Here is a 21837-nt window from a genome sequence, read left to right as displayed (position 1 = left end):
TTAACTAGAAAGAGAGAATGAATTGAACAACAACATATGCAGTATAAGGTATGCCTACAACTATTAAAAAAATAAAAAGCCATTTAATAAGAGAGTCTGCCCATTGATCTTCATGCATGAACTCTTCTTTTGTTTGCCCTACTTCTTGCGTTACCTCGTATTGATATTCCATAATTATTTCCCCCTTTTGATAGCTTGTACTACCATCGTATGCATCTCGTCCAAAGGATATGACCTATAAAAAAAGAAAAACTATTTTTCTAATCTCATATACATAATTTTGAGATTTTTTCATAAAACAGAAATAAAGGAGTGATGCTCATGAAGGAAATTGAAGTCGTAATTGATACGGAAGAGATTGCGGAGTTTTTTTATGAGCAACTAATTGAAAGAGGATACGTCCCAAAACGAGAAGAAATTGAAGATCTTGCAGATATTACATTCGAGTACTTATTAGAGAAATGTATGATTGATGAAGTTTTTGATGAAGAGGATGAGTGAAAGTAACGACGGGCCTAACTCGTCGTTTTTTACTCTTTACAAACTTGTCACAAATGTAGCCAGCAATAGTTGGTATAATTAAAAGAAAATTTTACTCAAGAGGTGAAGGGATGTTCAAAAAAATTATTGATTCTTTATTAGGAAAGAAAAAATATCGTTCGTATTCTAGTAGTGATTATCGCCATAGAGGTCGCTCTTATTCAAGTAGTGATTATAAACGACGTTCATCTGGTTATGGGCATCATCATTATAAAAGAAAACGTAAAAGCCGTAGCTTCTTTTCAAGTAGCTAATGAAATGGCGTCGTATACTAGCTTTATTAGATAGACCACTACGAAAAAACACAATTGTCGCAGAACGTTATAAAATTGAATCAGTAATTGGAATGGGCAGTTATGGGGTTACATATGTCGTTAATGATTTACAAATAAATAGATATAAAGTCTTAAAACAATTAAGACAAAGTAAACAAAGATATGAGTCCGGTAGAAAATCATTTGAGCATGAGAAAATGATTTTACAAACATTAAACCATCATGCAATTCCTAGTTTATATGATCATTTCGTATGGGAGAAAAAAAGCTTTTTTGTGATGGAATATATGCCTGGTAAAAATTTCGAGGATTATATTTTCTCGGATGGGCATGTATATACAGAACGTGAAGTTTTTAAAATTTTATATGAAATATTAGAAATTGTATCAGTTTTTCATAGTAAAGGTATTATTCACCGAGATTTACGCATTCCAAACATATTAATGAAAGAAAACGAAATTAGTATTATTGATTTTGGATTGGCGAAATTGAAAGGCGAGGGGGATGAACGAGCTACAACTTATGAGGGTGAACAAGCTTTGATGCGAGAAGTTCACTTTCGTAGCGATTTTTATGCGCTTGGTCATTTCTCATTATTTTTATTATATGCAGGCTATGAATCTAATGAAAAACATGAAAAGCCATGGTATGACGAATTAACTTTGGAAAATTACAACCGTGAAATGTTGATGCGTATGTTACAAATAAAAACGCCGTACTATGAGAATGTACAAGATTTAAAAAAAGATGTAGCTTTTGCTTTAGAAAGGATGGAGGATCCATGTTTCAAAAGTTTTTAGCAAGCGTTGGTATTAGGTTTTAAAGCGCGTCATATAGAATGTGAAGAATTACCGTATCGATTACGTAAGCAAATTCCATTCGCACAAGAATTTGAGTTTGTTCCTGTTTCCGGAGAGTATTATGGAAAATTAGATGAACTAGAATTGTTGATTTTGCCAAATACTTACGATCGCTTAGAGATTATTATGGAAGTAGACAGAAAATCTCGTGGATTAGCAGGTTTATTTGCAGAAGCACTTGATCTTGATGAGAAAGTGATTCGCTTTACAGTAACGAATGAAGATATTCCAACGATGAAAGAAACAATTAACAATTATATTTTTTAATAAACTATGCATAAAAAAGAAATGGAGAGGAAAACTAAAACAACCGCTCCATTTTTTTGCATAGTGAGGTTATGTATGTGAAACGATATCGACATTTATACTTGTTAAGTTCAACGCTACTCATTTGTTTTGTCGTATTATCACTTTCGTATCATACCGCTTGTATTGAGAAATTTGACAATATAGTCGCGCATTTTATTCAAAGTTTTCGAAACGATTATTTGACAGCCTACTTTACTTGGGTGTCTTTTATCGGTTCCAAAAGAATATATTTTCCGTTACTCATTATTCTTGTAATGTATTTTCTCGTTAGAAAAAAGTTGCTTAGTGCATTACTTCTAACAATTAATTATTATGGATCTCGTTATTTAAACAGTATGCTTAAACTATGGTACGAGCGAGCAAGACCTGATGTAACACAGCTTGTTACTGCAACTGGATATAGTTTTCCGAGCGGTCATACGATGAATGCTACTGCTTTTTTAGGATTTATTGCATACGTCACGATTACAGAAGAACGTATTACATTGCATAAAAAATTGTTGATTATTTTTATAGCGAGCTTTGTTGTATTATCTATTTCAGTTAGCCGAATATATCTTGGCGTTCACTATCCATCTGACATATTAGCAGGATGGGCAGCTGGCGGTAGCTGGCTCGTTTTATGCGTAATATTTCATAAAACGTTCATTAAAAAAGAACCTATGTCATAATAGGTTCTTTTTCCATTGGCTCAACATGAATGTGCGCATGATAAATGCCAAACTTTTTCCGAAGCATAGCCTCGATGTTGTCAGTGATACAATGACTTTCTCCAACATCCATACGAGCATCTACCTCGATTGTAATATCAACGTACGTTTGATTCCCGTACATACGAGCACGAATATCTACGATGTTTTCCACGCCACCAATATGTTCAATCGCATCAGCATACTCTTCCATCTTATCTGGATCGATTCCATCCGTTAACATATGAGAAGCTTCTACGAAAATCTCCCATGCAGTTTTACAAATAATAAGACCGACAATTAAAGCAGCAATAGGATCTAAAATAGGCATTTGGAACTGTGAACCGACAATGCCTACTACTGTACCGATACTTACGAGGGCATCTGATAAATTATCCTTTGCAGCTGCTTCTAATGATTTACTTCTTGTTCGTGCTGCAATCTTTTTCGTATACAAATACACACAGTACATAACGACAGCAGAAAATAAAGCTACCCATGCAGCAAGTACATTAGGTGCTGCTTGTTTCGGATTTAAAAAAGATTGAATGGCACTAATAACAACTTCTAATCCGACCGTTGCCATAATAAAAGAAGCAACAAGTGATGCAATTTGTTCTGCACGCGAATGCCCATATGGATGATCTGGATCACGAGGTTTTCGAGAGATTTTTAGACCAATTAATATCGCTAAAGAAGCACCGATATCTGTTAAGTTATTTAAACCGTCAGCACGTAATGCGCTAGAGAGGGTAATATAACTGATGATGATTTTCATAGAGGATAAAAATATGTAGGCCAAAATGCTGACAATAGCACCTTTATCAGCTTCTTTATGAGAAAGAGTATCCATTTTAATCACTCACCTTTCTACAAGGAATTTCTTTCTATAAATAGAGTATCAAACGAAAGTCGTGTGGGTCTATACAAACATTGTTGACGTTTTATAGCTTTTTAAGAAGTGGATAACAAAGTTTCATGAAGGAAAAATATGTTGTAAAGTGCAAAGTTAGAATATGAACGCGATTTGGATCTATGTATAGGGGGGAGGAGAAGGGAGTTTAAATATGTACACTTCTGACAGCTGATTTGGAAAAAATAAAAAACCCTCTAGAAAATATTTTTCAGAGGGTTTTCATCTTAGTATGCTTCTAAAAACTCAGTAACTTGCTCTTCAGTTTTTGCATTAGCACTATGTAAGTGGCCTAGCTTCTCGCCATTTTGATATACAAGTAAACTTGGAATACCCATTACTTGATACTCTTCAGCGATACTTGGGAACTCATCTTTATTAATAGAATACCATTCAAACTTATTGAACTCTTCCATCACATCTCCGATAAAGTTGTCCATACGCACGCAATCTGGGCACCATGTAGTAAAGAACTTAACAACTACTGGCTCCTCGCTTGCGATGATGTCTTTGAATTCCTGTTCAGATTTGATTTCTTTCATGTTAGTTTCTCCTTTTTCACTATCAATATTTTTGGTTATTTAGTTGGTGTATTTGCTGTGAAAGGAAAACTTACAACGAGAGCCTTTCTTTTCGAATAATTCGTTAGCAAATTCATCCACCGCAGTTTATTGAAGTCCTAGCATAACATGTGAGTAGATATCCAGTGTGATTCTACTTTTTATGTCCTAGTCTTATATGCATCTTAAATCTAGAAATAAATATTAGGAACCTCACTTTTCTTTATAAGCTTTTTCGTGAGCTGTGTCAAACTTCTGAAATTGTAAGGCTACTATTTATTAGTAAGGTAAATTGTATTCATGATAGCCATTGCTAAAACGTTCTTTTCCTCAGATATTTTTATGAGGTGGTGTGAGAGAAGAGATTAAGCGGAGTTCCAGCAACAATTACACCCAAATAAAGTAATCCATGTAAAAGAAGCAAGGCTAACTAGAAGGGGGAATTGCGGCACTGTATAGAGTGAAAGAAAAACATGATGTGGAGCGCGAAAGAAATCGTAAGAACATGTTAGGAAGTATTTAGCGGTAGAAGTCAGGGGGAATGTAGATGTGATAGAAAGACAGTATTACATTATTCTTTCAAAGGGGGTAATTAGGATGATGAAATGGGTAAAGAAACTATTTTTTAAAATGCCCACCCTGCATTGTTTGTGAGAAACAAGAAGGTGAGCTTCCATTAAACGAAAAGAATGTAATTTGTAAAAAATGTGACCAAATTACGTATGAACAAGACATAGAAAGAGATTCCTAAAACCTTTACATCTTATTCCATAAATAACAAAGCTGGTGAGCTTCTGATTCAAGAGCTATTACATGATCATTATTAATAGAGTTATTCGTATACATTTTGTTCTTTTGGATATTAAGGACCGTATAATTCACATCGTTATGTTCATTTGAAAATGTTGATTCGTTTAATAATGTTAGTGTTGAGTTGATGTTATATTTATCAATTCGCTCTTTTTTTCCTTTGAAAAACAGTTTAATAAGATGCGGCTCATCATTAATGAGCAAACCGAGTTCAGGCGATGAGCGGACGATTAAATTATTTGATAACCAATGCGATTTACCTGGATCAAACCAAGAGACGTCTTTGTTTTTAATAAATTTTTTGTACTGCTTTATAACATCAATGTAGTTTTGCTTTTTCTTCTGGTCAACAGTCTGTACTAATGTCTCAAAACAGTCAAAAGGTAGTTCGTTTTTATGAAATTTAATAACAGTTTCTCGTAATTGTTTCCAGTAATCAAAAACCGGGTGATATTCAGGTTGAGATTTTAAATTCTTTACAAAATTTGTTTTAGCAGCACTACTTTTCAGTGTGAAGTCTAAAAATTGTGTAAGTCCCACTTTAATTTCCGCCATGTTACACCCCCTTTCCGAACATTATTAATTCGATAGCGGAAAGGGAAATCCTGCATTTTGAAGGCGGTGAAAGAAATGCTAGATGATGAAGAGTTGATGGAACAAGAACGGCTCTTTTGTTTGTATTATGTGAAATACTTTAAAGGGAAACAAGCTGTACGGAAAGTTAGGTATGTAAAGAGAAGCACGCATAGTACGAGTAGTCGATTACTTAGAAGAGAACGTATAGCATTTCAGGTCAGAGAGCTTAAAGCAAAATGGTTGAAACTATATTTGGGGAAGTAATGAGTGGGTTAAATGAGTAAATCAAGATTGCTTTTACTAATACGAAAAAAGGTCCTGTTGTTTCCAACAGGACCTTTCCTAAAATGGCAAAGAGTAACTCTTACCTTACTCTTCTCGTATATAATACATGAAAAAGATAGATGTGTATACAACAAGAAATTCCAATATAATTATTCGAATATAGTGTTTAAAAATAAAAGGGTGGAATTTTAAATAAGGAATTAAATTACAAACGCTGATTTATCAGGTGATACAAATGAATTTCTATCAAATTGTAGTTAATAAAGTGATATTGAGATAATAAGATATGTAATTTTGCATACCGGATTGTAAAAGCGAACAAGGGTATAAATGATCTAAATAATACGGAAGTTGAGGGAGAGTAATACTAAAATTTCATTTGTTTTTTTACTGTAATAAATTCATTTGAATAGAAGTGAAAAATAGAGGTTTGCCTTAGTCATTTATGAAAGTCAAGAATATTTATAACCATAGGAGTAAATACACAGGTCCGATTTTTGTAATGATGGAGGGAATTGATGTGGACATAACTCAAAGCATGGCAAGAATAGTGGTGAATGGGAAAGATCTTCCGTTTCGTTCAGTTAGTACTTCTGTATGGAATCAAGGGCCTGTAAATGATTTAATTGTTTCAACAAACCAAAGAGTCGAGGATTTTTATCAATTTATGTGGTCGCAAGTACCAGTAATGCTTGCAATGTATTTTCTTCAAGGGGCAGACTTAATGAGATTTGCTAGAATTACTGGGATTAATCAAAATGTAACGGGAGAATATATTTATCATTTCTCTTGGGGATAAAATGAATGTAAAGTAGCGTAACAGCTGCTTTTTTAATTTGTAAAGGAATTTAATGAGGTTAAGAAAATAAGATTAAAGCGTGATATAGATAATTTGTGACTGTATTTAAGCTCATAAAGATACTCGGTTACTTCTTTTAATACAATGGCTTTTACAAACAAATGTATAGAAGTATACATAAGAAAAAATGAAATAAGTCGAATAATATTTCTCTATGTATATTATGATTAACACGAAGCACGTAGGGGACTGCTATAAATATGAAGTTTTTAAGGAGCACAAGAAAATAAAAAACAGAGAGACATATTTTTGGTCTCTCTGTTTTTTTGTTTTATTCACAAATAGTTCCGGTTGCTATACCAGTTGGAGCGACACCTACTGGGACATTAGTGATAACAGTATTCGTAGCAATATCAATAACGGAAACAGTATTACTAGCTTGATTTGTAACATATGCAAGAGTGCCATCAGGTATGATGGTTACTTGATCAGGGGATAAGCCAACAGAAATTGTATCAATCACAGTATTTGTTGCTACATTTATAACTGATACATTATTGCTCACTTTATTTACAACGTAAATAAGATTTCCACCCGGTGTAATATCTATACCAACAGGTTCTGTACCTACGTTAATTGTATTAATAACTGCATTGGTAGCGGTGTTAATAACAGAAACAGTATTGCTGTTTTGATTTGTTACATAAGCACGAGTACCATCTAGTGTGAAGACGATTATTCTAGGACGAATACCAACAGGAATCGTAGCGCTAACGGTATTCGTAGCAGTATTAATAACAGAAATATTGTTGCTTAATTCATTTGCAACATATGCAAAGGCTCCATTTGGAGAAACAGTGATTCCTTGCGGAGCGTTACCAACAGGAATTGTATCAATGACAGTGTTAGTAGCAGCATTAATAACAGAAACCGTATTATTACCGTGATTTCCAACATAAACAGTTGTGTTATTTGGAGAAACAGCTACACCAATCGGGTCGCTTCCAACAGGAATGGTAGCGATAACGGAATTTGTAGAGGTATCAATAACAGAGACAATATCAGAAAAAATATTAGTAACATAAGCGCGAGTTCCATTTGGTGAAACTGTTACTTCGAGAGGTGCATTATCTACAGTAATTGTAGCTACAACTGTATTTGTTCCGGTGTTGATTACAGATACTGTATCATCGGTAGGATCATCTATGACTCCTGCGTTTGTAACATAAACAAGGAAATTACATGCAGGTCCAGTTGGACATTCACATTCCCCAGTAGGTCCTGGTGGCCCTTCTGGCCCTTGAATTCCTTGCGCACCTTGAGGTCCAGTGGGTCCTTGAATTCCTTGCACACCCTGAGGTCCAGTGGGTCCTCCTGGTCCTTCAAGCCCTTGAATTCCTTGTATACCCTGAGGTCCAGTGAGCCCTGCCGGTCCCTCCGGTCCTTGAATCCCTTGTATACCCTGAGGTCCAGTAGGTCCCGGTGGTCCTGGTATTCCCATTCCGGTCCCTGAACCAGTCGGCCCCGGTGGTCCTGGTGGTCCTTGAATCCCTTGTACGCCTTGAGGTCCTTGAGGCCCTGCCGGTCCTTCCGGTCCTTGAATTCCTTGAGAACCCTGAGCTCCTTGAGGCCCTGCTGGTCCTTCCGATCCCTGGATCCCTGGCACACCTTGAGGTCCTTCCGGTCCTTCAGGCCCCTGAATTCCTTGAGAACCCTGGATACCTCTAGGTCCAGGGAATCCTCTAGGTCCACGAAATCCTCTAGGTCCAGTGGCTCCAGTCGGACCTGGTGTTCCGATGTTACTTAATAACGAACTATTCAAGATTCCTTGTAAAATTAAGTTGAATATTTGCTGCAATAATGGGTCCGATATATTTGAACAGCTAATAAGTGAAGATAAGTTTTGGAATAGAAATTGGAATAATGCTGAAATTTGAGTAAGAGATGCGGTAGGTAAGGAATTGATTAATTGATTTATAGTTCGTATAACTAAATTTTTATTTGGAGTATTTGGTTGTACTGCAATTAATAAATCATTTAACGCTTGTAATGATGATTGGAGTATTTGTATAGTTGTTGGATTTGGTGTTGTGAAAAAAGAAAAGATAGCTTGGTTTAATTGGTTAATTAGGGACAATAATTCTTGTTGCTGAGAAAATGAGAAAAAAACAGGTGTACAACAATTAGTTTGATTACAAGAGGAAATAGAAATAAAACAGGGGAATTGAAACTTTTCGCACGGATCGTTTGAGTTTTGATTATGCTTCATAATTACCTCCTTTTAAAAAATTTACATGTTAAGTATGTCTTGAAAATTTGTATCCTCTACTGAATGTGAATTATTGGTAAGTGTATGTGTAATGTAAAATGTTCAGGAATATTTTTCTTCTAAGTATATGTTTAGAAAATCGAGACGTTCTTATGGGATGTATAATCAATACTTGGTTATTAACAGGAAGTGTAAGTAAGACTACAAAACAAAATGGAAGTATATTTTTATTAGCTTAAAACATAAAAAGAGTAATCTATGAGATCGTTGCTTGCAACTACTGATTTAAATGCTTTTTTATTGAACAAAACGCCCATTTGAATAGGAGGAGGTTAATGGTGAGGAAGACATTAGAAGAATTAGGAAGGTGTTATAATGAAGCCTTAAATGAAGGAGCAGAGTATGTAGCTGTTCAGATTAAAATAGATGGACTTTCTAGCGATGAAGTAATTGTTAACGACAAATATAACATAGATTCTAAACTAGCGTATTACAAGAAAACGTACAATGAAGATCTAGAACATAAATGGAATCCAAGAATTCGTATTGTAGGTTTTGCATATAGTTATTCATTTTCAGGAATTGTACGCAAATTAGGATTACTAGTTTAGTAGTGATGAAACTTAAGATAATTATTGAGGTGGATACCACAATTTAAGTGGTATCTTTTTTTTGTTAAGGAATAAATAAAAAAGAGAGCTTAAGCCCTCTTTTTATAAATGCCTAACTTTTATGCACAGATTGGAATTCCTAATGCTATTAAAGTCAATGCTACTTGAAGAGAAAGTTCTAATCTAGCAATTTCGATTCCAGCAACTGATACCACTAAAAGAGGTTGTCCATTAACGAACAAAACACAACTTTCCATATTTACACCTCCCTTCTGGTAATCTACTACAATATATGAATTAAATTTAAATAACTTTATAGTTAAATTAATGAATTTTATAAAATTGATAAATTAATCTATCATATAAAATGAATTTTCATTGGTCTAACAACTGCTTCTTTATCACCTTATATAAAGGGTATGAATATATTAGTAGTATATAAAAGCATAGGAGTGATAGATATGTTTTTTACAAAGCTACGTGGTAGAAATGAAGTTCCACCAGTAGAAACAGACGCTCGAGGGGAGGCTTTCTTTAAATTAAGCCAGGACGAGCTTAGCCTAAAATTTAAGTTAGATTTATTTGATATAGAAGGATGTAGTAGTTGCCCATCTGCATATTGGAGCAAAAGGAACTAATGGTCCTGTTGTAGCTTTTTTATTTGGACCTATAACAAATCCGGTTTCAATAGAGTGTGCAACGCTTACGGGAATAATTACTCAAGAAGATTTGGTTGGGCCGTTAGCGGGTCAAACATTAGCTACTCTTGTAAATGAAATATGAAAGTGTAAGAGAGAATAGAAATTTTTAAACCTAATCAAAGCTAATAGATTAACTTTCAGCACCCACTGAAATAAAGAATCATAACATAATTTGTAATAACTTATATGAAAGTGAGCTGAAAAAAATGTTTTATTCGTATTTTTATTCTCAAGCGGGTATGCGGCCAGCATATGGTACATCAATAACGTTTAGCGGAGCACAAAGTACAGTTCAAGCTGTTCAACAAGCGTTACAAATGCAACAACAAATGCAACTGCAACAACAAGGTATCCAGCCGTATTATTCATCTATGGAGTATTTTTATCCAGTGCATCAAATCACACCGTATGGAAGTTCTTTTCTTACGATTCCATATGGAACTGTCTTCAATCTATAAGCTGAAAATTTTATGAATAGGAGCAGGTATCCCAAACCGATTATTAACCTAACCATTACCAATTGGATATATACGGGAAACCCAGCTCCCACCTACCTTTATCACAGATGCCGAATTTTGAGGTATCCGCAAATAGCGGAAATAATTGAGGGGGATGAGTGTATATGTAAGCGTCAAATAGTTCCATCTACAATTTGTAAATAGCTGATGAGATAATCTTTGTACATACTCTACAAGTTGTTTTTTGATAAGAAAATATCGTCGATCGAAGAAAGAATGAGAATTATCTTATCATGACAAATGATGGATAGTGGCACTATATGAAAAGATACATGAACATTTACTAACGCGAACCAGGACGAGAGGTAGCAACGAAATCCTATCTGTGGTTATATCGTACAGGAAGATTGTCCTATGACTATCAATTTACAAGAGCAGGAGAACATCCGAACCGTTTTTCCCCATTTTGAAGTATATTTATAGCCATAACATCTTATGTTTTGTTTATAATTGTAAATATTTATTGAAATGTATAAATATTTTTTATGAATAAAAAGGAAAAATAATGCAACTTTTTAATTTGTTTATTCGTGTTATATATGAAAGGAGGAGGGGGATGGAGATTGAAGAAATATATAAAGTTTATATAAACGATGTGTACCGATATTTATTTTCCCTTTCTCGTAGCCATCATGTAGCGGAGGACTTGATGCAGGAGACTTTTTATCGGGCGTTTCTTTATCTAGAAGACTATGAAAACCAAAAGGTGAAATCATGGCTTTTTAAAGTGGCATATCATACCTTTATTGATTTTGTTAGGAAAGAGAAAAAAGTAGCTTTTGTAGGAACGGAGGAATTAGAAACAATTCAAGCAGGTGAATCTACAGAAGAGTATGTAGTCGCAAAAAATAGTTATGAAAAATTTATTCAGATTATTCATACTTTGCCAGTGGTAGAGGCGCAAGCTATTTTATTATGTGACGTACATCAATTAACGTACGAAGAAGGTGCTTCTGTATTAGATTTAAAGTTAAACACGTATAAAAGTCACATATTTCGCGGGAGAAAGAGATTAAAAGAATTGTTAAAGGAGGAAAAGAGTCAAAATGACAAATGATAAACCTCATTCTGAACAAGATGATTATAAAGAAATGTTACAAGAAGCTCTTCATCAAAGGCCGGATGCACTTTCTAATGGAAAACAGGAACAAGTGATGAAAATAGGAAAAAAAAGAGCGCGTATTACGAATGTTTTAATTGTATTTACTTTTTTATTACTTATTCAACCTATTTTATATATATCTACACTTATATATTATACATCGGCACCTACCAACGCAATGGAGATACGGAATGTAGTAAATCAAACATTAAGTGTAACAGAACCAAATGTATTTTTGAAAGATAGGGACATGGAGCAAACATTGTTACCGCTTAGTTTACAATTGCATTTTGATTTGTATAAAAGGGTAGGGAAGAAAGATATTCGAATAGGGGAAGAGAAAACAGATTATATATTTAGTAGAGCAACGAAAGTTAGCCGTGAATATACAACAGATGAAAAAATTCCGGAAGTCCCATATATAGATAACGAGGTATTGTCTCATCCTAATAATTATAATTCATCCTATAATAGTAGTGAAGAAGCGCAAGTATTAAAGGGTCTTCCGCAAGAATCTGTTGTAGAAGCATTTATATCTTTTAGAGAATTGTTGAGTGTACAAGAGGTAACGAATATGTTTCCCACTATTGATATCGTCTGGTATGCCGTTAATACAGGGTTAGAGGAGAAGCAAACGAATGACGAGGGTATGTATGTTGCTCCGATTGGCTTTCCAGCAGATATGATTTCAAGACCAAGTGGTGCTTTTGTGAGTGATTCACCTCATGAGGAACAATTTATTGATGTGTTAAAGTCATTACAGAAGCATGAAAATTTAGCAGTGAAGCTATCTAGAGCGAAAGTATTAGAGTTGTCAAAACGTATTTCTTTCCTTGAAAAAAATGGGGTAAAAACATATGGGGCAGTTGTAACTGGACCTAAAGCAGAAGTTGAAAAATTAATGAGTCACGAAAAAGTTAGAAAATTGAAAGTAGGTGAAGCGAGATTATGGAATTGGCATTCTTAAAAAAAAGAAAGAATCATATTTATAAACAGGAAACGTGGATGGGGACTATTTCATTAATTATTGCCTTTCTGGCGTTATTGTATTTGAACATTATATTGCTTATACAAGAAACATTTATAGGTAAAGGTTTTCTGCAAATAGTTGGTATTGGATTGGTATGCTCAGTTATAGGAATGATCACAAAAAGAAAAAGTCGGAAATATGCATTGTGGGCATGTAGTTTATATCTTTTTGTGCTACTGTTTTCTATATTTGGATTTATGTTAGGTTGGATGATAAGCTTTGGACCATAAAAATGTGTGAAAGGACGAATGTAAGTTCGTTCTTTTTTATGCATAAAAAGTAAAATAGAAAGTAAAGGGATTTATCAAATTTGAATAGAGATTATTATACTACTAGGTTGTTGTGTTATTGAAATGTCTTCCGCTTACGTGTATATAAATAGGCGACAAGTATAGGGGGAAAACAATAGTTCGTCCAAACATTGCGAATCTTTTTTACATAATCTGAAGTAATAAGCATGAAAGGGGAACGAGTATGTCTTGCTATTACTACTGTAAGTATTGTAAAGAATATAAAAAGAAACAGCATAACTGTTGTAAGAACGATAGTAAGTGTAATGACAACAAGGATAGTCTTGTTAGGGCATCAGCATTTAGAGCTAGAAATACGGTGAATCAACCTGTTCCTGCTAATACTTTTGTGAAAGTGTTATTCCAAAATGAACAATTTGATTTAGCGAATGAGTATAATCCAGCAACGTCTATTTTTATTCCGAAGACTAAAGGAGTATACTCTGTTATTGGAACGATTGGTTTTTTTCCAAACGATCCTAGCTTAAATTATAGAGCTCGTGTAGAAATTCGTGTGAATGGAAACGCGGCAATAGCTATAGATAATGACTTTTTTGGTCCAATCGGTTTTGGAAATGTAGTAAGTGTTTCGACGATTATTCAATTGCATGCAGGAGATCAAGTTGAGGTTTATGCACAAAGTAGCATAGACGGAGTTTTAAGTACTTCGGAAGACGGCTCACATTTTGAAGCTGCAAGATTTCCTTCTCCAATTAAATAACGAAGAGAATAAAATACTTTTCAGTAGGTTTAGTTAATCCCCTGTACCGAATGGTGGGGGATTATTATTGTTATTTTTTTATAAGTAAATTGGTTAAATAGAGTTTGTTTCATGAGAATTTCACATGCTAAAGATGTAATGATGAAAGGTAAAGTTTTAAAATTATTTTTTACAGTTTTGATGTTGAAAGGGCTATCTTATTTTAAGTATTAGATTTTCTGCAGGTAATAAAAAGAGTAAGTAACAAGGGTGTAAAAGTTCTTTGGCATTACATTTGCTAGTTGCCTAACGGTATAAAAAGACATCTTAATTTATGTCCGTATAATTAAAGATTTTTTCATTACTATATAGAAATTACATATTTAACATCGGTTTGTGCAGGTATTACTATTGTATGGAAAGGAATAACATGAAGGCAAGTACACTATATAAAAATAAAATAAATCCTAAGATGAGTAGTATGGGATGCAACTTGAACATATTTGACCTCCTGGAGTATATAAAGAATTTTAATACATCTTTGGTGAATTTAGAAGGAAAATATATTAGATGAATGGTGCTTGAATGGATACACGAATTTAATAGAGTAGTGAATGTCTAATAAATAAAGAAGTATTATGGGGGACACCTTGACTAGATTATTTATAAAGGGCAGGTCGATTTACCCGACGTGAAATAAAAAGGTGATCAGATTTATATGTACAGAATAAGGGATAAATAAAAAAAGAGCATACATAAAAAGTACGCTCTAAAGAAAGATAGGTTTTATGAGTGGATAATCTCCATACGATAATATATGTTCGGTTGATGTAAATGTGTGAAAAATCAATAAATTATCAATGAAATATCATGAAATGAGTAATATTAGTCTATTAATAAGGTTTTGTAGTTAACCAAATTGTAAGGATTTTGTATAGAATGGATTAACAACTCGATAATGATCGTACTTCAGTTTCATATTTCGTATAGTTTGGATATTGTGTAATAGTTTGACATTTAGGTGTGGAAAGTTGATTAATTATAGAAACATTTGTAATTACTTCGTTACAAGGACCGAAAAATGTAACTTTTAATTTTGAATTTGGTGGAACTTTGAAAACAATAGGTTTTTTCTCCATGAAATCAGCTCCTATGATGCAGTATTGTATACTGCGTTTTTTCGTTCATATTATAAAGACGTACTAATATAATATGAAATTTTAGTTGAGTTGATAATGATATGGAGTTCTATGGCATGGTGAAAATGTGGAAAATACAGTAAAAACTGAGAATGTTCTATACAATGTATAATCAATATAATAGGTAAAATTAAAAAATAAGTAATTTATCTAATACGCTTTTTTTCTTGCTACATATTATAGTAGTAAGAATTGTATTAGGAGGTAATGAAAGATTGCAAGAAAATGTACAAGCTCAACCTCAGCTTTCACCACCATGGATCACATATTTCAATGAGTTAAAAAATTCAATTGGTGCTGATCCAACAGTTACAGTTGGTCCGCTAATTCCAGTTGGCGGGAATTATATTATTTTAGTGCACGCGTTAAGTGATGAAAAAGCGAGAGCGTTAGCAACGCTCCTAAAATCTTTTGTAGAATTTGGGAATGTAAGTGTAACAGTTATTGTAACTAATAATGAAAATGACATTGTAAATCCACTGCCATGTCCACTAGATGCATTTGAAATTGCCCATTTATTTCAAGTGGCGCTAGAAAATAATCCTTATTTCGAACAAGTTGTTGTACAGCCTCAACTCCCTGGTGGGGCAAATGTTGTCTTTCCTGTTTTTGCTGCACAAGTAATTCAATTTTTTAATGATGATATTTCAAATTTATGTCAAACATTTACTGGTGTTGCTGCAGATGTATTTCATGATGTAATGAACGATGATGTTTGTGGTATCCCAATATTATTCTCCACAAGCTGTGTTCCGAGCAGTGAAAGTGCACAATTACAAAATACAGATTTAACACCAAAACTGTTTTATTAAATTGTGAGAAGACATTTTCATTAATAGAAAATGTCTTTTTCGTATGCATTAACGTTATTTTGTAGAGTTATTGCGGACGATAAACGAGGCTTCCACTGATAAAATTGTTACTGAATCTTATATAGAGTGTAAAGATAGTATTTTTGAATTGAAATATAAAAAAAATGAGAGATAAATTGTTTTCGTTAATATAGAATAATCACAAAAAATACAGTAAATTAACTTTCATACATATGTTTCATAGTATAAAGAAGATTAATTACAAAAAACGAAGATTAGTAATAGAGAAAATGGTTCTAATATTAGCGCAAAAGATAGATTGATTAACTAATGTTATCTACTGATACATAGTTTTTTTACATGAAATGAATTACATGTAGAAAACACATTGTTTACACAAGTCTATTGTATAGTTATTCTTATATAATAATAAAAGTGAGGTATTTTGAATTGAAAAAGAAAAAGTTATTTTTAGGAACAATTATTTCATGTGTAGTACTGGCATTATCTGCATGTGGTTCCTCAGACAACGTAGTAACATCAAAAGTAGGAAATGTTACAGAGAAAGAGTTAAGTAAAGAATTAAGACAAAAATATGGGGAAAGTACTTTATACCAAATGGTGTTAAGTAAGGCGTTGCTAGATAAATATAAAGTTTCAGATGAGGAAGCGAAAAAACAAGTTGAAGAAGCAAAAGATAAAATGGGCGACAATTTCAAATCGACTCTAGAGCAACTTGGATTGAAAAATGAAGATGAATTAAAAGAAAAAATGAAGCCAGAAATTGCATTTGAGAAAGCGATTAAAGCGACTGTTACAGAAAAAGATGTAAAAGATAACTATAAACCAGAAATGAAGGTAAGTCACATTTTAGTAAAAGATGAAAAGACTGCTAAAGAAGTGAAAGAGAAAGTAAATAACGGAGAAGATTTTGCGGCTTTAGCGAAGCAATACTCAGAGGATACTGGTTCAAAAGAACAGGGCGGGGAAATAACTGGTTTTGCTCCAGGGCAAACGGTAAAAGAATTTGAGGAAGCTGCATATAAATTAGATGCAGGACAAGTAAGTGAACCAGTAAAAACAACTTACGGTTACCATATTATTAAAGTGACAGATAAAAAAGAATTAAAGCCATTTGATGAAGTAAAAGATTCAATTCGTAAAGATATAGAACAGCAAAGACTACAAGACACGACAGGTAAATGGAAACAACAAGTAGTCAATGAATTATTGAAAGATGCTGATATTAAGGTGAATGATAAAGAGTTTAAAAATACATTTGAATTTCTAGAAAAGAAATAATGACTGTAATTAGAAAAGGGAACCTTTAAAGGTTCCCTTTTCTAGTTAGTGTGTGAGTTATAAATAGATAGTAAGACAATACAATATTACATATAAATATTAAGAATTACAATGGAAATTTATGTAATTGTCTTGAAGTAGGTTAATCATCACTTCATAGAATGTTTATATTATAATGTTTTGTTTCATCTCATTAAATATAAAACGAATTAATTAATTTTATCCCATTATTTGTAGGCAGTAAGATTTGCGTAGGCTAATTATTAGTCAGGAATGAACAAAGCTTGAGTGGATTAAAGTTTCACTTTACCCCACTTTAATGGGCAGTAAGACCCCCATCTCAAAATTCAGCGAAAGCAAAGAAGTTAGGTGGGGATCAACTGCCCATAAAAGTCCGATTGGTTCAACTAATAATCAGTGGGGGATGAAGAAAACCCCCACTGATTAAAGTTTCACTTTATAGAAGTGGATAAACATAATTTGCAGAATGAAACATACAATAAGATTGAAATATATTGACGTTAAATGAAGTGAAAAGCAGAGCATTCTATTAAGATGGATGTTCTTTTTCGTATGAAATTTTAAGGTGAAGAATGAATTATTGGATAGATAAATAAATGATGTAGGGGGAGAAAATGTGAAAGTAATTTTTCAAAGAGAAGACGGAGGGAAAATTTTTGAATCGTATGATGAAGATATAAATAACCTATTAGCTATTTTAAAAGAAACGAAAGGGATTAAAATCGGGATGGTTGAATATGAGGTATTAAAATACGAATTAGAGTATTTTCGAAACCCGAAAAAAGCAGTAACAGAGAGGGAGTTACATATAATAGTACAACCAAAATATATTTAATAATTAGAGTGAATTATTAATGAATAGTTTTATGTAGTATGTACGAAAAGAGAGTGTTTAAATTGCTCTCTTTTCATAGAAATTCATAAGGAACGAATGGAGGTCCATTATAAATCCCTTAAATTTTGTGAGTTCGTTCTTTATAATATATGCTTTCATTTATAGATGGTTAATAAACTCGAAAAAATTAAAACTTTTTAGTTGATCTTTTCACCTCCCATTTAATAGGAAGTGAAAAGATCATTTGATGAAGAAAAAATAAATCTCTTCTCAAAAGAACGTAAGTTCGTGTATAATTAGAACGAATGTTCTTGTAAGTGTAGATAGTATAAGATTTAGAAATAAAGTGAAACTGTAATTAGCGGGTGTTTAAGGGGAGTTGATCTTCGACTTACTTTCCTTGTATGTCTTGAATTTTGAGGTGGGAGATTTCTTACCTGTTCATGCGGGAGAAATATGAGCCGAGCAATTATTAAAGAATAATCGAAGCGCAATATGTTTGAAATAGAATGGATAAATAATCGAGGAGATAGAGAAATGAATGATGTAAAGATGCAAAGAGCAAAAAGAGAATGGGTTCCATTTACAGTAATGTCGGAACAGTTATTAAGTATGCGAAAGGTTATTGGGGAGAAATTTAAAGTACAAAAACCATTTTTAACAAAAGAAGCAAAAGAGGGAATTTCTGATAAATTATTAATGTCATTATTGTCTGAGAAAGAAATATTGGTGACATATTTTGAAGATGGGTACATACTTACAAGCTATATGACAGTTGTACATATAAATCCGCTAAAGCGCATTGTAATGTGTACTGACGCGTTTTATAAAACTTACGTATTTAATACTACGGATATTATTGAAATAACGTAAAGTAAGCTAAAATTTAACTTTTAGCTTACTTTACGTTATGTAAGATGTGGAATAGAAAAAATGAAACGGAAAAGCAGCTAGCTTCATACTAGCTGCTAAGCCCCAGGGAAAGGGAGAAAAAGATAGGGTACTCCAAAAATCAACAATAGCTGTATAACAGCCTGATTATAGTATGGACAAATTTAAAATTCTTAAACAGAACGATGAAAAAATAGGGTTAAGCTGTACCGACTTGGTTTTGATCCGCAAGGTCAGAATCAAACGTATTAGTCGCACTCACACCATTAAAAGTATTAACAACAAAACCAACGTTGGAAGCGCCAGATCCATTATAAGCCTTCGTATTTTCTTTTGGAGAAACGTTGTAGAAATCACCTAAGTTAAATGAACCGTTACTATTTTGTACAACTAAATTCCCTACAACTGAGGGCATAGTTTTCACCCACTTTACAATCATTTGTTAACACTACTATATGGTCTTATAGTCCAAATGGTTCATCTAACAAAAATTGCGGAATAGTAAAACGTTTGAAGTGTAGCTTAATCCCATAATAAAAGTGTGTTAAACTGAATGTAAGGTTACGTAATTAAAAATGAAAATTGTATAATTATCATATACGAAAACAAAGGAGGCAAAATGTAATGAATAATGTTATAAAAAAAGTAGATTTAACAGATGCAAAGTCAAGTAATCTTGTTGCACTTATTTATAGCAATGAAGTTATATTGATTGAAGAAGCATTTTGTCCAAATGAAATAAAATTAAAGTTTAATGAAATTGCAATTTTATCGGCTATTAAAACGGCGCATATAATGAAAGTATCCATTAGAAAAGAGCTTGACGCGTTTTTTCATGATACGGGTGTTTTATTGGTGAAGCATAGTGCTGAGTATGGAAACAGTCAATCTATCACTATGCATTTTGAACAATTTAAAAAGTTACAACATGAGATTGAGTATTTGAGTAAAAGTATGTAATAAGACAAGATGAAGATTCTTTCATAGAGGTGAACAGTTCTATGTTGAAAAAATGGTTTGAAAATTTTTTAGACGAATCTCACTGTAAACATAAATATAGTTTTATTAAGATGCAGGATAATGAAGATTTCAAAAGTGGTAAGCTAGGTGTAGCTTATGTGTATAGGTGTGAGAAGTGCGGGAAAGAGAAGTTGAAATTTAAAAGCAATAACGAAATAAATAATGATTTTTTTGATATATAGGAAAGAGTAACTGTTATGGGTTACTCTTTTTTTGTATTTTTAACACACTATAGAATGCACAAAATTAAATGTAGAAAATAAATATGAGTTAAAGGAGGCCATTTATGTATTTCGAAAGTACTAGAAAACTTCTAAATAGGTGATAAGAATGAATCTAAGCGGTTTAAAAGTGACAGGAGCATGGTTTCAAGTAGGAGGAAATCTTACAGCGGCAATTGGGACGACAAGAGGATTTATCGGGGAGGAGAAAGCTGAATCGAAAATTGTAATTGTAGGAAGCTCATTACAAGCCCTCGGGTATATATTGCAAATTATAGCGAGTAATGAAACCGAAGATGAAGGTGAAAGAGAAAATCAAAGTATGTGTTTGGAGAATAAAAGTGAAATGCTCGATAAAATGGGCATTGAGTTATTAGCGTTAGGAAATATATCAAATGTAATAGGAATATATTTTAATATAAAGGAACAATTGAAAGAGAATGATTATCTTATAATTATAGGGAATAGCTTACAATCGATTGGAGCTTTTTTAGGAGTAGAAGCGGCTTTGCTTCAGATGAAAACGGTACAGAAAATAATAATACTAGGCAATTCTCTGCAAAGTTTAGGGGCTGGACTTCAAGCGTATCAAGGCATTATTAATGTGATGAAGAATAGAATCGAAAATGAAGACAGTATAGTTGATCAGAAAGATGAGAGAATAATAGCACTCATTGGTGTTTGGATACAAGCGATAGGAACTGTTATTTCTGCAATTGGATTAACTATAATAGAGAAAGAAGAAAGATTAGAAAAAATAATCATATGAAATTGTTCATGGAAAGATTGTATGTAAAATTTCAATTTTACATAAGTAGAAAAGTTGAAGTGGTAGGTTTTTTGACATTGAAAGAGAATATATAACAGTAGAACAGTTATTAGTGGTTAATAAAAATATTAGAAATGCAAAAGTCATTGGTTTGTATAGCGTATGGAGAGAGAAAAATACAAAATAAGGAGTTTTCAAGAAATGATGTATTTGTTGGCAATTCTTCTTCCACCTGTAGCCGTATTATTTTGTGGAAAACCATTTCAAGCAATAATTAATTTCATATTAACATTAATATTTTGGGTTCCAGGCGTTATTCATGCGATATTAGTTGTACATGATAAAAAAGCAGATCGGCGTTTAAAAAAACAAATTCAAGCATATGATGAAATAAATAAAAAGAACAGAAGATAGCTGAGTTGTGAAACGATTTTAAAAAGAAAGGGGGGACCACCTCCTTTCTTTTTTTATTCTGGTTAAGTTTATATTTTGGTGTAGCGGTAAGAATTTTTAATATAAGTATTGTGATAATTCGTTTTTGAGTGTGCGTTTAGTAAACCGGTGTAAATGTTTTCAGGAACGTTAAAGAAATCATACAGTCCATTCTTTAATTGAATGCGTAAAATCATAGAAAAAGGATTATATCCAACAGCAACTATAGTTTTGGAAATCACGGGAGATAACTCCATCATTACGCAACTCCTCACTTTTCATTTTTAATAATTTCTTATAGCTGTTGAGGTTGTGATGTTGAAATTTTTATAATTAAAGAGGTATTATACTTATATGCAATATATTAAATGTTCGTTATACGTAATTATAAGGAAGTTCACACGAAGTACATATCGTTGTGCTATTTTTATTTCACCTTTGATTTATAAATAAGAAAATATTGACCATTTGAAAAAAAGGTATATTATTTATACGAGG

Annotated in this window: 29 protein-coding genes and 2 pseudogenes; 22 read left to right on the top strand and 9 right to left on the bottom strand. The window is 32.9% G+C overall.

All coding sequences use genetic code 11. From position 1 onward, the window contains the following. Positions 1-4: 4 nt before the first annotated feature. Positions 5-172 carry a DUF3930 family protein gene (locus tag LMD38_RS15235; protein ID WP_011040294.1) on the bottom strand — a complete coding sequence of 56 codons (168 nt, stop codon included), beginning with the start codon at positions 170-172 and terminating at the stop codon, positions 5-7. A gap of 149 nt (positions 173-321) precedes the next feature. Here LMD38_RS15235 and LMD38_RS15230 point away from each other — a divergent pair, with 149 nt between their 5' ends. The 5 genes and pseudogenes from LMD38_RS15230 to LMD38_RS15210 all read left to right on the top strand — a co-directional run bounded on the left by LMD38_RS15230 (position 322) and on the right by LMD38_RS15210 (position 2655). Beyond that, positions 322-501, top strand: a complete 180-nt coding sequence (locus LMD38_RS15230) for a YozD family protein (protein WP_000658451.1) — start codon at positions 322-324, stop codon at positions 499-501. A gap of 110 nt (positions 502-611) precedes the next feature. Then, entirely contained in the window at positions 612-794 is a 183-nt protein-coding gene (locus LMD38_RS15225) for a hypothetical protein (RefSeq protein WP_000473370.1), read from the top strand. Continuing rightward, entirely contained in the window at positions 794-1615 is an 822-nt protein-coding gene (locus LMD38_RS15220; RefSeq protein WP_000872048.1) for a serine/threonine protein kinase, read from the top strand. Before LMD38_RS15225 ends, LMD38_RS15220 begins: the two co-directional genes overlap by 1 nt. A 12-nt stretch (positions 1616-1627) precedes the next feature. After that, positions 1628-1942: pseudogene (locus tag LMD38_RS15215) on the top strand (sporulation protein); the annotation flags it as partial. Between the two features lie 77 nt (positions 1943-2019). Further along, positions 2020-2655: a phosphatase PAP2 family protein gene (locus LMD38_RS15210; protein ID WP_000833372.1), complete on the top strand. Its 636-nt coding sequence runs from the start codon at positions 2020-2022 to the stop codon at positions 2653-2655. On the opposite strand, the gene LMD38_RS15205 is transcribed toward LMD38_RS15210, so the two are convergent. The 3 genes from LMD38_RS15205 to LMD38_RS15195 all read right to left on the bottom strand — a co-directional run bounded on the left by LMD38_RS15205 (position 2645) and on the right by LMD38_RS15195 (position 5511). Beyond that, positions 2645-3526 carry a cation diffusion facilitator family transporter gene (locus tag LMD38_RS15205; RefSeq protein WP_000380376.1) on the bottom strand — a complete coding sequence of 294 codons (882 nt, stop codon included), beginning with the start codon at positions 3524-3526 and terminating at the stop codon, positions 2645-2647. The two genes, LMD38_RS15210 and LMD38_RS15205, sit on opposite strands and share 11 nt — an antisense overlap. A gap of 287 nt (positions 3527-3813) precedes the next feature. Then, entirely contained in the window at positions 3814-4128 is a 315-nt protein-coding gene (locus LMD38_RS15200; protein WP_000658777.1) for a thioredoxin family protein, read from the bottom strand. Between the two features lie 774 nt (positions 4129-4902). Then, positions 4903-5511 carry a hypothetical protein gene (locus tag LMD38_RS15195; RefSeq protein WP_062822549.1) on the bottom strand — a complete coding sequence of 203 codons (609 nt, stop codon included), beginning with the start codon at positions 5509-5511 and terminating at the stop codon, positions 4903-4905. 75 nt (positions 5512-5586) lie between these two features. Here LMD38_RS15195 and LMD38_RS15190 point away from each other — a divergent pair, with 75 nt between their 5' ends. Both LMD38_RS15190 and LMD38_RS15185 read left to right on the top strand, forming a co-directional pair. Next, complete coding sequence (locus LMD38_RS15190) at positions 5587-5796, top strand: terminase small subunit (protein WP_227585420.1); 210 nt, start codon at positions 5587-5589, stop codon at positions 5794-5796. Positions 5797-6262: 466 nt separating this feature from the next. Next, positions 6263-6616, top strand: a complete 354-nt coding sequence (locus LMD38_RS15185) for a hypothetical protein (RefSeq protein ID WP_061183523.1) — start codon at positions 6263-6265, stop codon at positions 6614-6616. A gap of 331 nt (positions 6617-6947) precedes the next feature. Here the strand turns inward: LMD38_RS15185 and LMD38_RS15180 are convergent, their stop codons facing one another. Next, entirely contained in the window at positions 6948-8885 is a 1938-nt protein-coding gene (locus LMD38_RS15180; protein ID WP_062822548.1) for a YVTN family beta-propeller repeat protein, read from the bottom strand. A gap of 338 nt (positions 8886-9223) precedes the next feature. On the opposite strand from LMD38_RS15180, the gene LMD38_RS15175 reads away from it, so the two are divergent. Further along, positions 9224-9496, top strand: coding sequence for a hypothetical protein (locus LMD38_RS15175; protein ID WP_153016944.1), 273 nt, complete (start codon positions 9224-9226; stop codon positions 9494-9496). A gap of 119 nt (positions 9497-9615) precedes the next feature. Here the strand turns inward: LMD38_RS15175 and LMD38_RS15170 are convergent, their stop codons facing one another. After that, the gene (locus tag LMD38_RS15170; RefSeq protein WP_000443219.1) at positions 9616-9753 is read right to left on the bottom strand and encodes a DUF3956 family protein; all 138 of its coding nucleotides are present in this window, start codon (positions 9751-9753) and stop codon (positions 9616-9618) included. A gap of 204 nt (positions 9754-9957) precedes the next feature. Between LMD38_RS15170 and LMD38_RS15165 the strand changes: the two are divergent. The 6 genes and pseudogenes from LMD38_RS15165 to LMD38_RS15140 all read left to right on the top strand — a co-directional run. Beyond that, positions 9958-10276 (top strand): annotated as a pseudogene (locus LMD38_RS15165) (CHRD domain-containing protein); the annotation flags it as partial. A gap of 127 nt (positions 10277-10403) precedes the next feature. After that, positions 10404-10655 (top strand): DUF3947 family protein, encoded by a 252-nt coding sequence (locus tag LMD38_RS15160; protein ID WP_061183526.1) that lies wholly within the window; start codon positions 10404-10406, stop codon positions 10653-10655. A 616-nt stretch (positions 10656-11271) separates the two neighbouring features. Further along, positions 11272-11772 (top strand): sigma-70 family RNA polymerase sigma factor, encoded by a 501-nt coding sequence (locus tag LMD38_RS15155; RefSeq protein WP_062822547.1) that lies wholly within the window; start codon positions 11272-11274, stop codon positions 11770-11772. Further along, a complete protein-coding gene (locus tag LMD38_RS15150; RefSeq protein ID WP_061183528.1) occupies positions 11762-12784 on the top strand; it encodes an anti-sigma factor in 1023 nt (340 codons plus the stop codon). Before LMD38_RS15155 ends, LMD38_RS15150 begins: the two co-directional genes overlap by 11 nt. Continuing rightward, complete coding sequence (locus LMD38_RS15145; protein WP_061183529.1) at positions 12766-13077, top strand: hypothetical protein; 312 nt, start codon at positions 12766-12768, stop codon at positions 13075-13077. Before LMD38_RS15150 ends, LMD38_RS15145 begins: the two co-directional genes overlap by 19 nt. Before the next feature lie 244 nt (positions 13078-13321). Then, entirely contained in the window at positions 13322-13858 is a 537-nt protein-coding gene (locus LMD38_RS15140) for a C1q-like domain-containing protein (RefSeq protein WP_061183530.1), read from the top strand. Positions 13859-14781: 923 nt separating this feature from the next. Here the strand turns inward: LMD38_RS15140 and LMD38_RS15135 are convergent. Then, positions 14782-14976 (bottom strand): hypothetical protein, encoded by a 195-nt coding sequence (locus tag LMD38_RS15135; protein ID WP_000412568.1) that lies wholly within the window; start codon positions 14974-14976, stop codon positions 14782-14784. Positions 14977-15251: 275 nt separating this feature from the next. On the opposite strand from LMD38_RS15135, the gene LMD38_RS15130 reads away from it, so the two are divergent. The 4 genes from LMD38_RS15130 (at position 15252) to LMD38_RS15115 (ending at position 18879) form a co-directional block, all read left to right on the top strand. Then, entirely contained in the window at positions 15252-15848 is a 597-nt protein-coding gene (locus LMD38_RS15130) for a hypothetical protein (protein ID WP_001157704.1), read from the top strand. A gap of 450 nt (positions 15849-16298) precedes the next feature. Further along, a complete protein-coding gene (locus tag LMD38_RS15125) occupies positions 16299-17150 on the top strand; it encodes a peptidylprolyl isomerase PrsA (RefSeq protein ID WP_061184273.1) in 852 nt (283 codons plus the stop codon). 637 nt (positions 17151-17787) lie between these two features. Continuing rightward, complete coding sequence (locus LMD38_RS15120) at positions 17788-18006, top strand: hypothetical protein (RefSeq protein WP_000864286.1); 219 nt, start codon at positions 17788-17790, stop codon at positions 18004-18006. 537 nt (positions 18007-18543) lie between these two features. Continuing rightward, on the top strand, positions 18544-18879 hold the full coding sequence (locus LMD38_RS15115; protein ID WP_001000621.1) for a YolD-like family protein: 336 nt from the start codon (positions 18544-18546) through the stop codon (positions 18877-18879). A 217-nt stretch (positions 18880-19096) separates the two neighbouring features. Here the strand turns inward: LMD38_RS15115 and gerPF are convergent, their stop codons facing one another. Continuing rightward, positions 19097-19312, bottom strand: coding sequence for a spore germination protein GerPF (gerPF, locus tag LMD38_RS15110; RefSeq protein WP_001141565.1), 216 nt, complete (start codon positions 19310-19312; stop codon positions 19097-19099). Between the two features lie 209 nt (positions 19313-19521). Here gerPF and LMD38_RS15105 point away from each other — a divergent pair, with 209 nt between their 5' ends. From LMD38_RS15105 to LMD38_RS15090, 4 genes are all read left to right on the top strand, one after another. Continuing rightward, the gene (locus LMD38_RS15105) at positions 19522-19857 is read left to right on the top strand and encodes a hypothetical protein (protein ID WP_001066864.1); all 336 of its coding nucleotides are present in this window, start codon (positions 19522-19524) and stop codon (positions 19855-19857) included. Positions 19858-19898: 41 nt separating this feature from the next. Next, positions 19899-20099 (top strand): hypothetical protein, encoded by a 201-nt coding sequence (locus LMD38_RS15100; RefSeq protein WP_000915130.1) that lies wholly within the window; start codon positions 19899-19901, stop codon positions 20097-20099. Positions 20100-20247: 148 nt separating this feature from the next. Further along, the gene (locus LMD38_RS15095) at positions 20248-20907 is read left to right on the top strand and encodes a DUF6944 family repetitive protein (RefSeq protein WP_016717423.1); all 660 of its coding nucleotides are present in this window, start codon (positions 20248-20250) and stop codon (positions 20905-20907) included. A gap of 201 nt (positions 20908-21108) precedes the next feature. Next, on the top strand, positions 21109-21321 hold the full coding sequence (locus LMD38_RS15090) for a YqaE/Pmp3 family membrane protein (protein ID WP_000990223.1): 213 nt from the start codon (positions 21109-21111) through the stop codon (positions 21319-21321). 68 nt (positions 21322-21389) lie between these two features. On the opposite strand, the gene LMD38_RS15085 is transcribed toward LMD38_RS15090, so the two are convergent. Next, entirely contained in the window at positions 21390-21599 is a 210-nt protein-coding gene (locus LMD38_RS15085; RefSeq protein ID WP_000970366.1) for a KTSC domain-containing protein, read from the bottom strand. Positions 21600-21837 lie beyond the last annotated feature (238 nt).

This window comes from Bacillus pacificus (assembly GCF_020861345.1).
GTDB lineage: Bacteria > Bacillota > Bacilli > Bacillales > Bacillaceae_G > Bacillus_A > Bacillus_A pacificus.
Note: the sequence above shows the minus strand (reverse complement) of the source record. Positions and strands in the feature narration are given on the sequence as shown.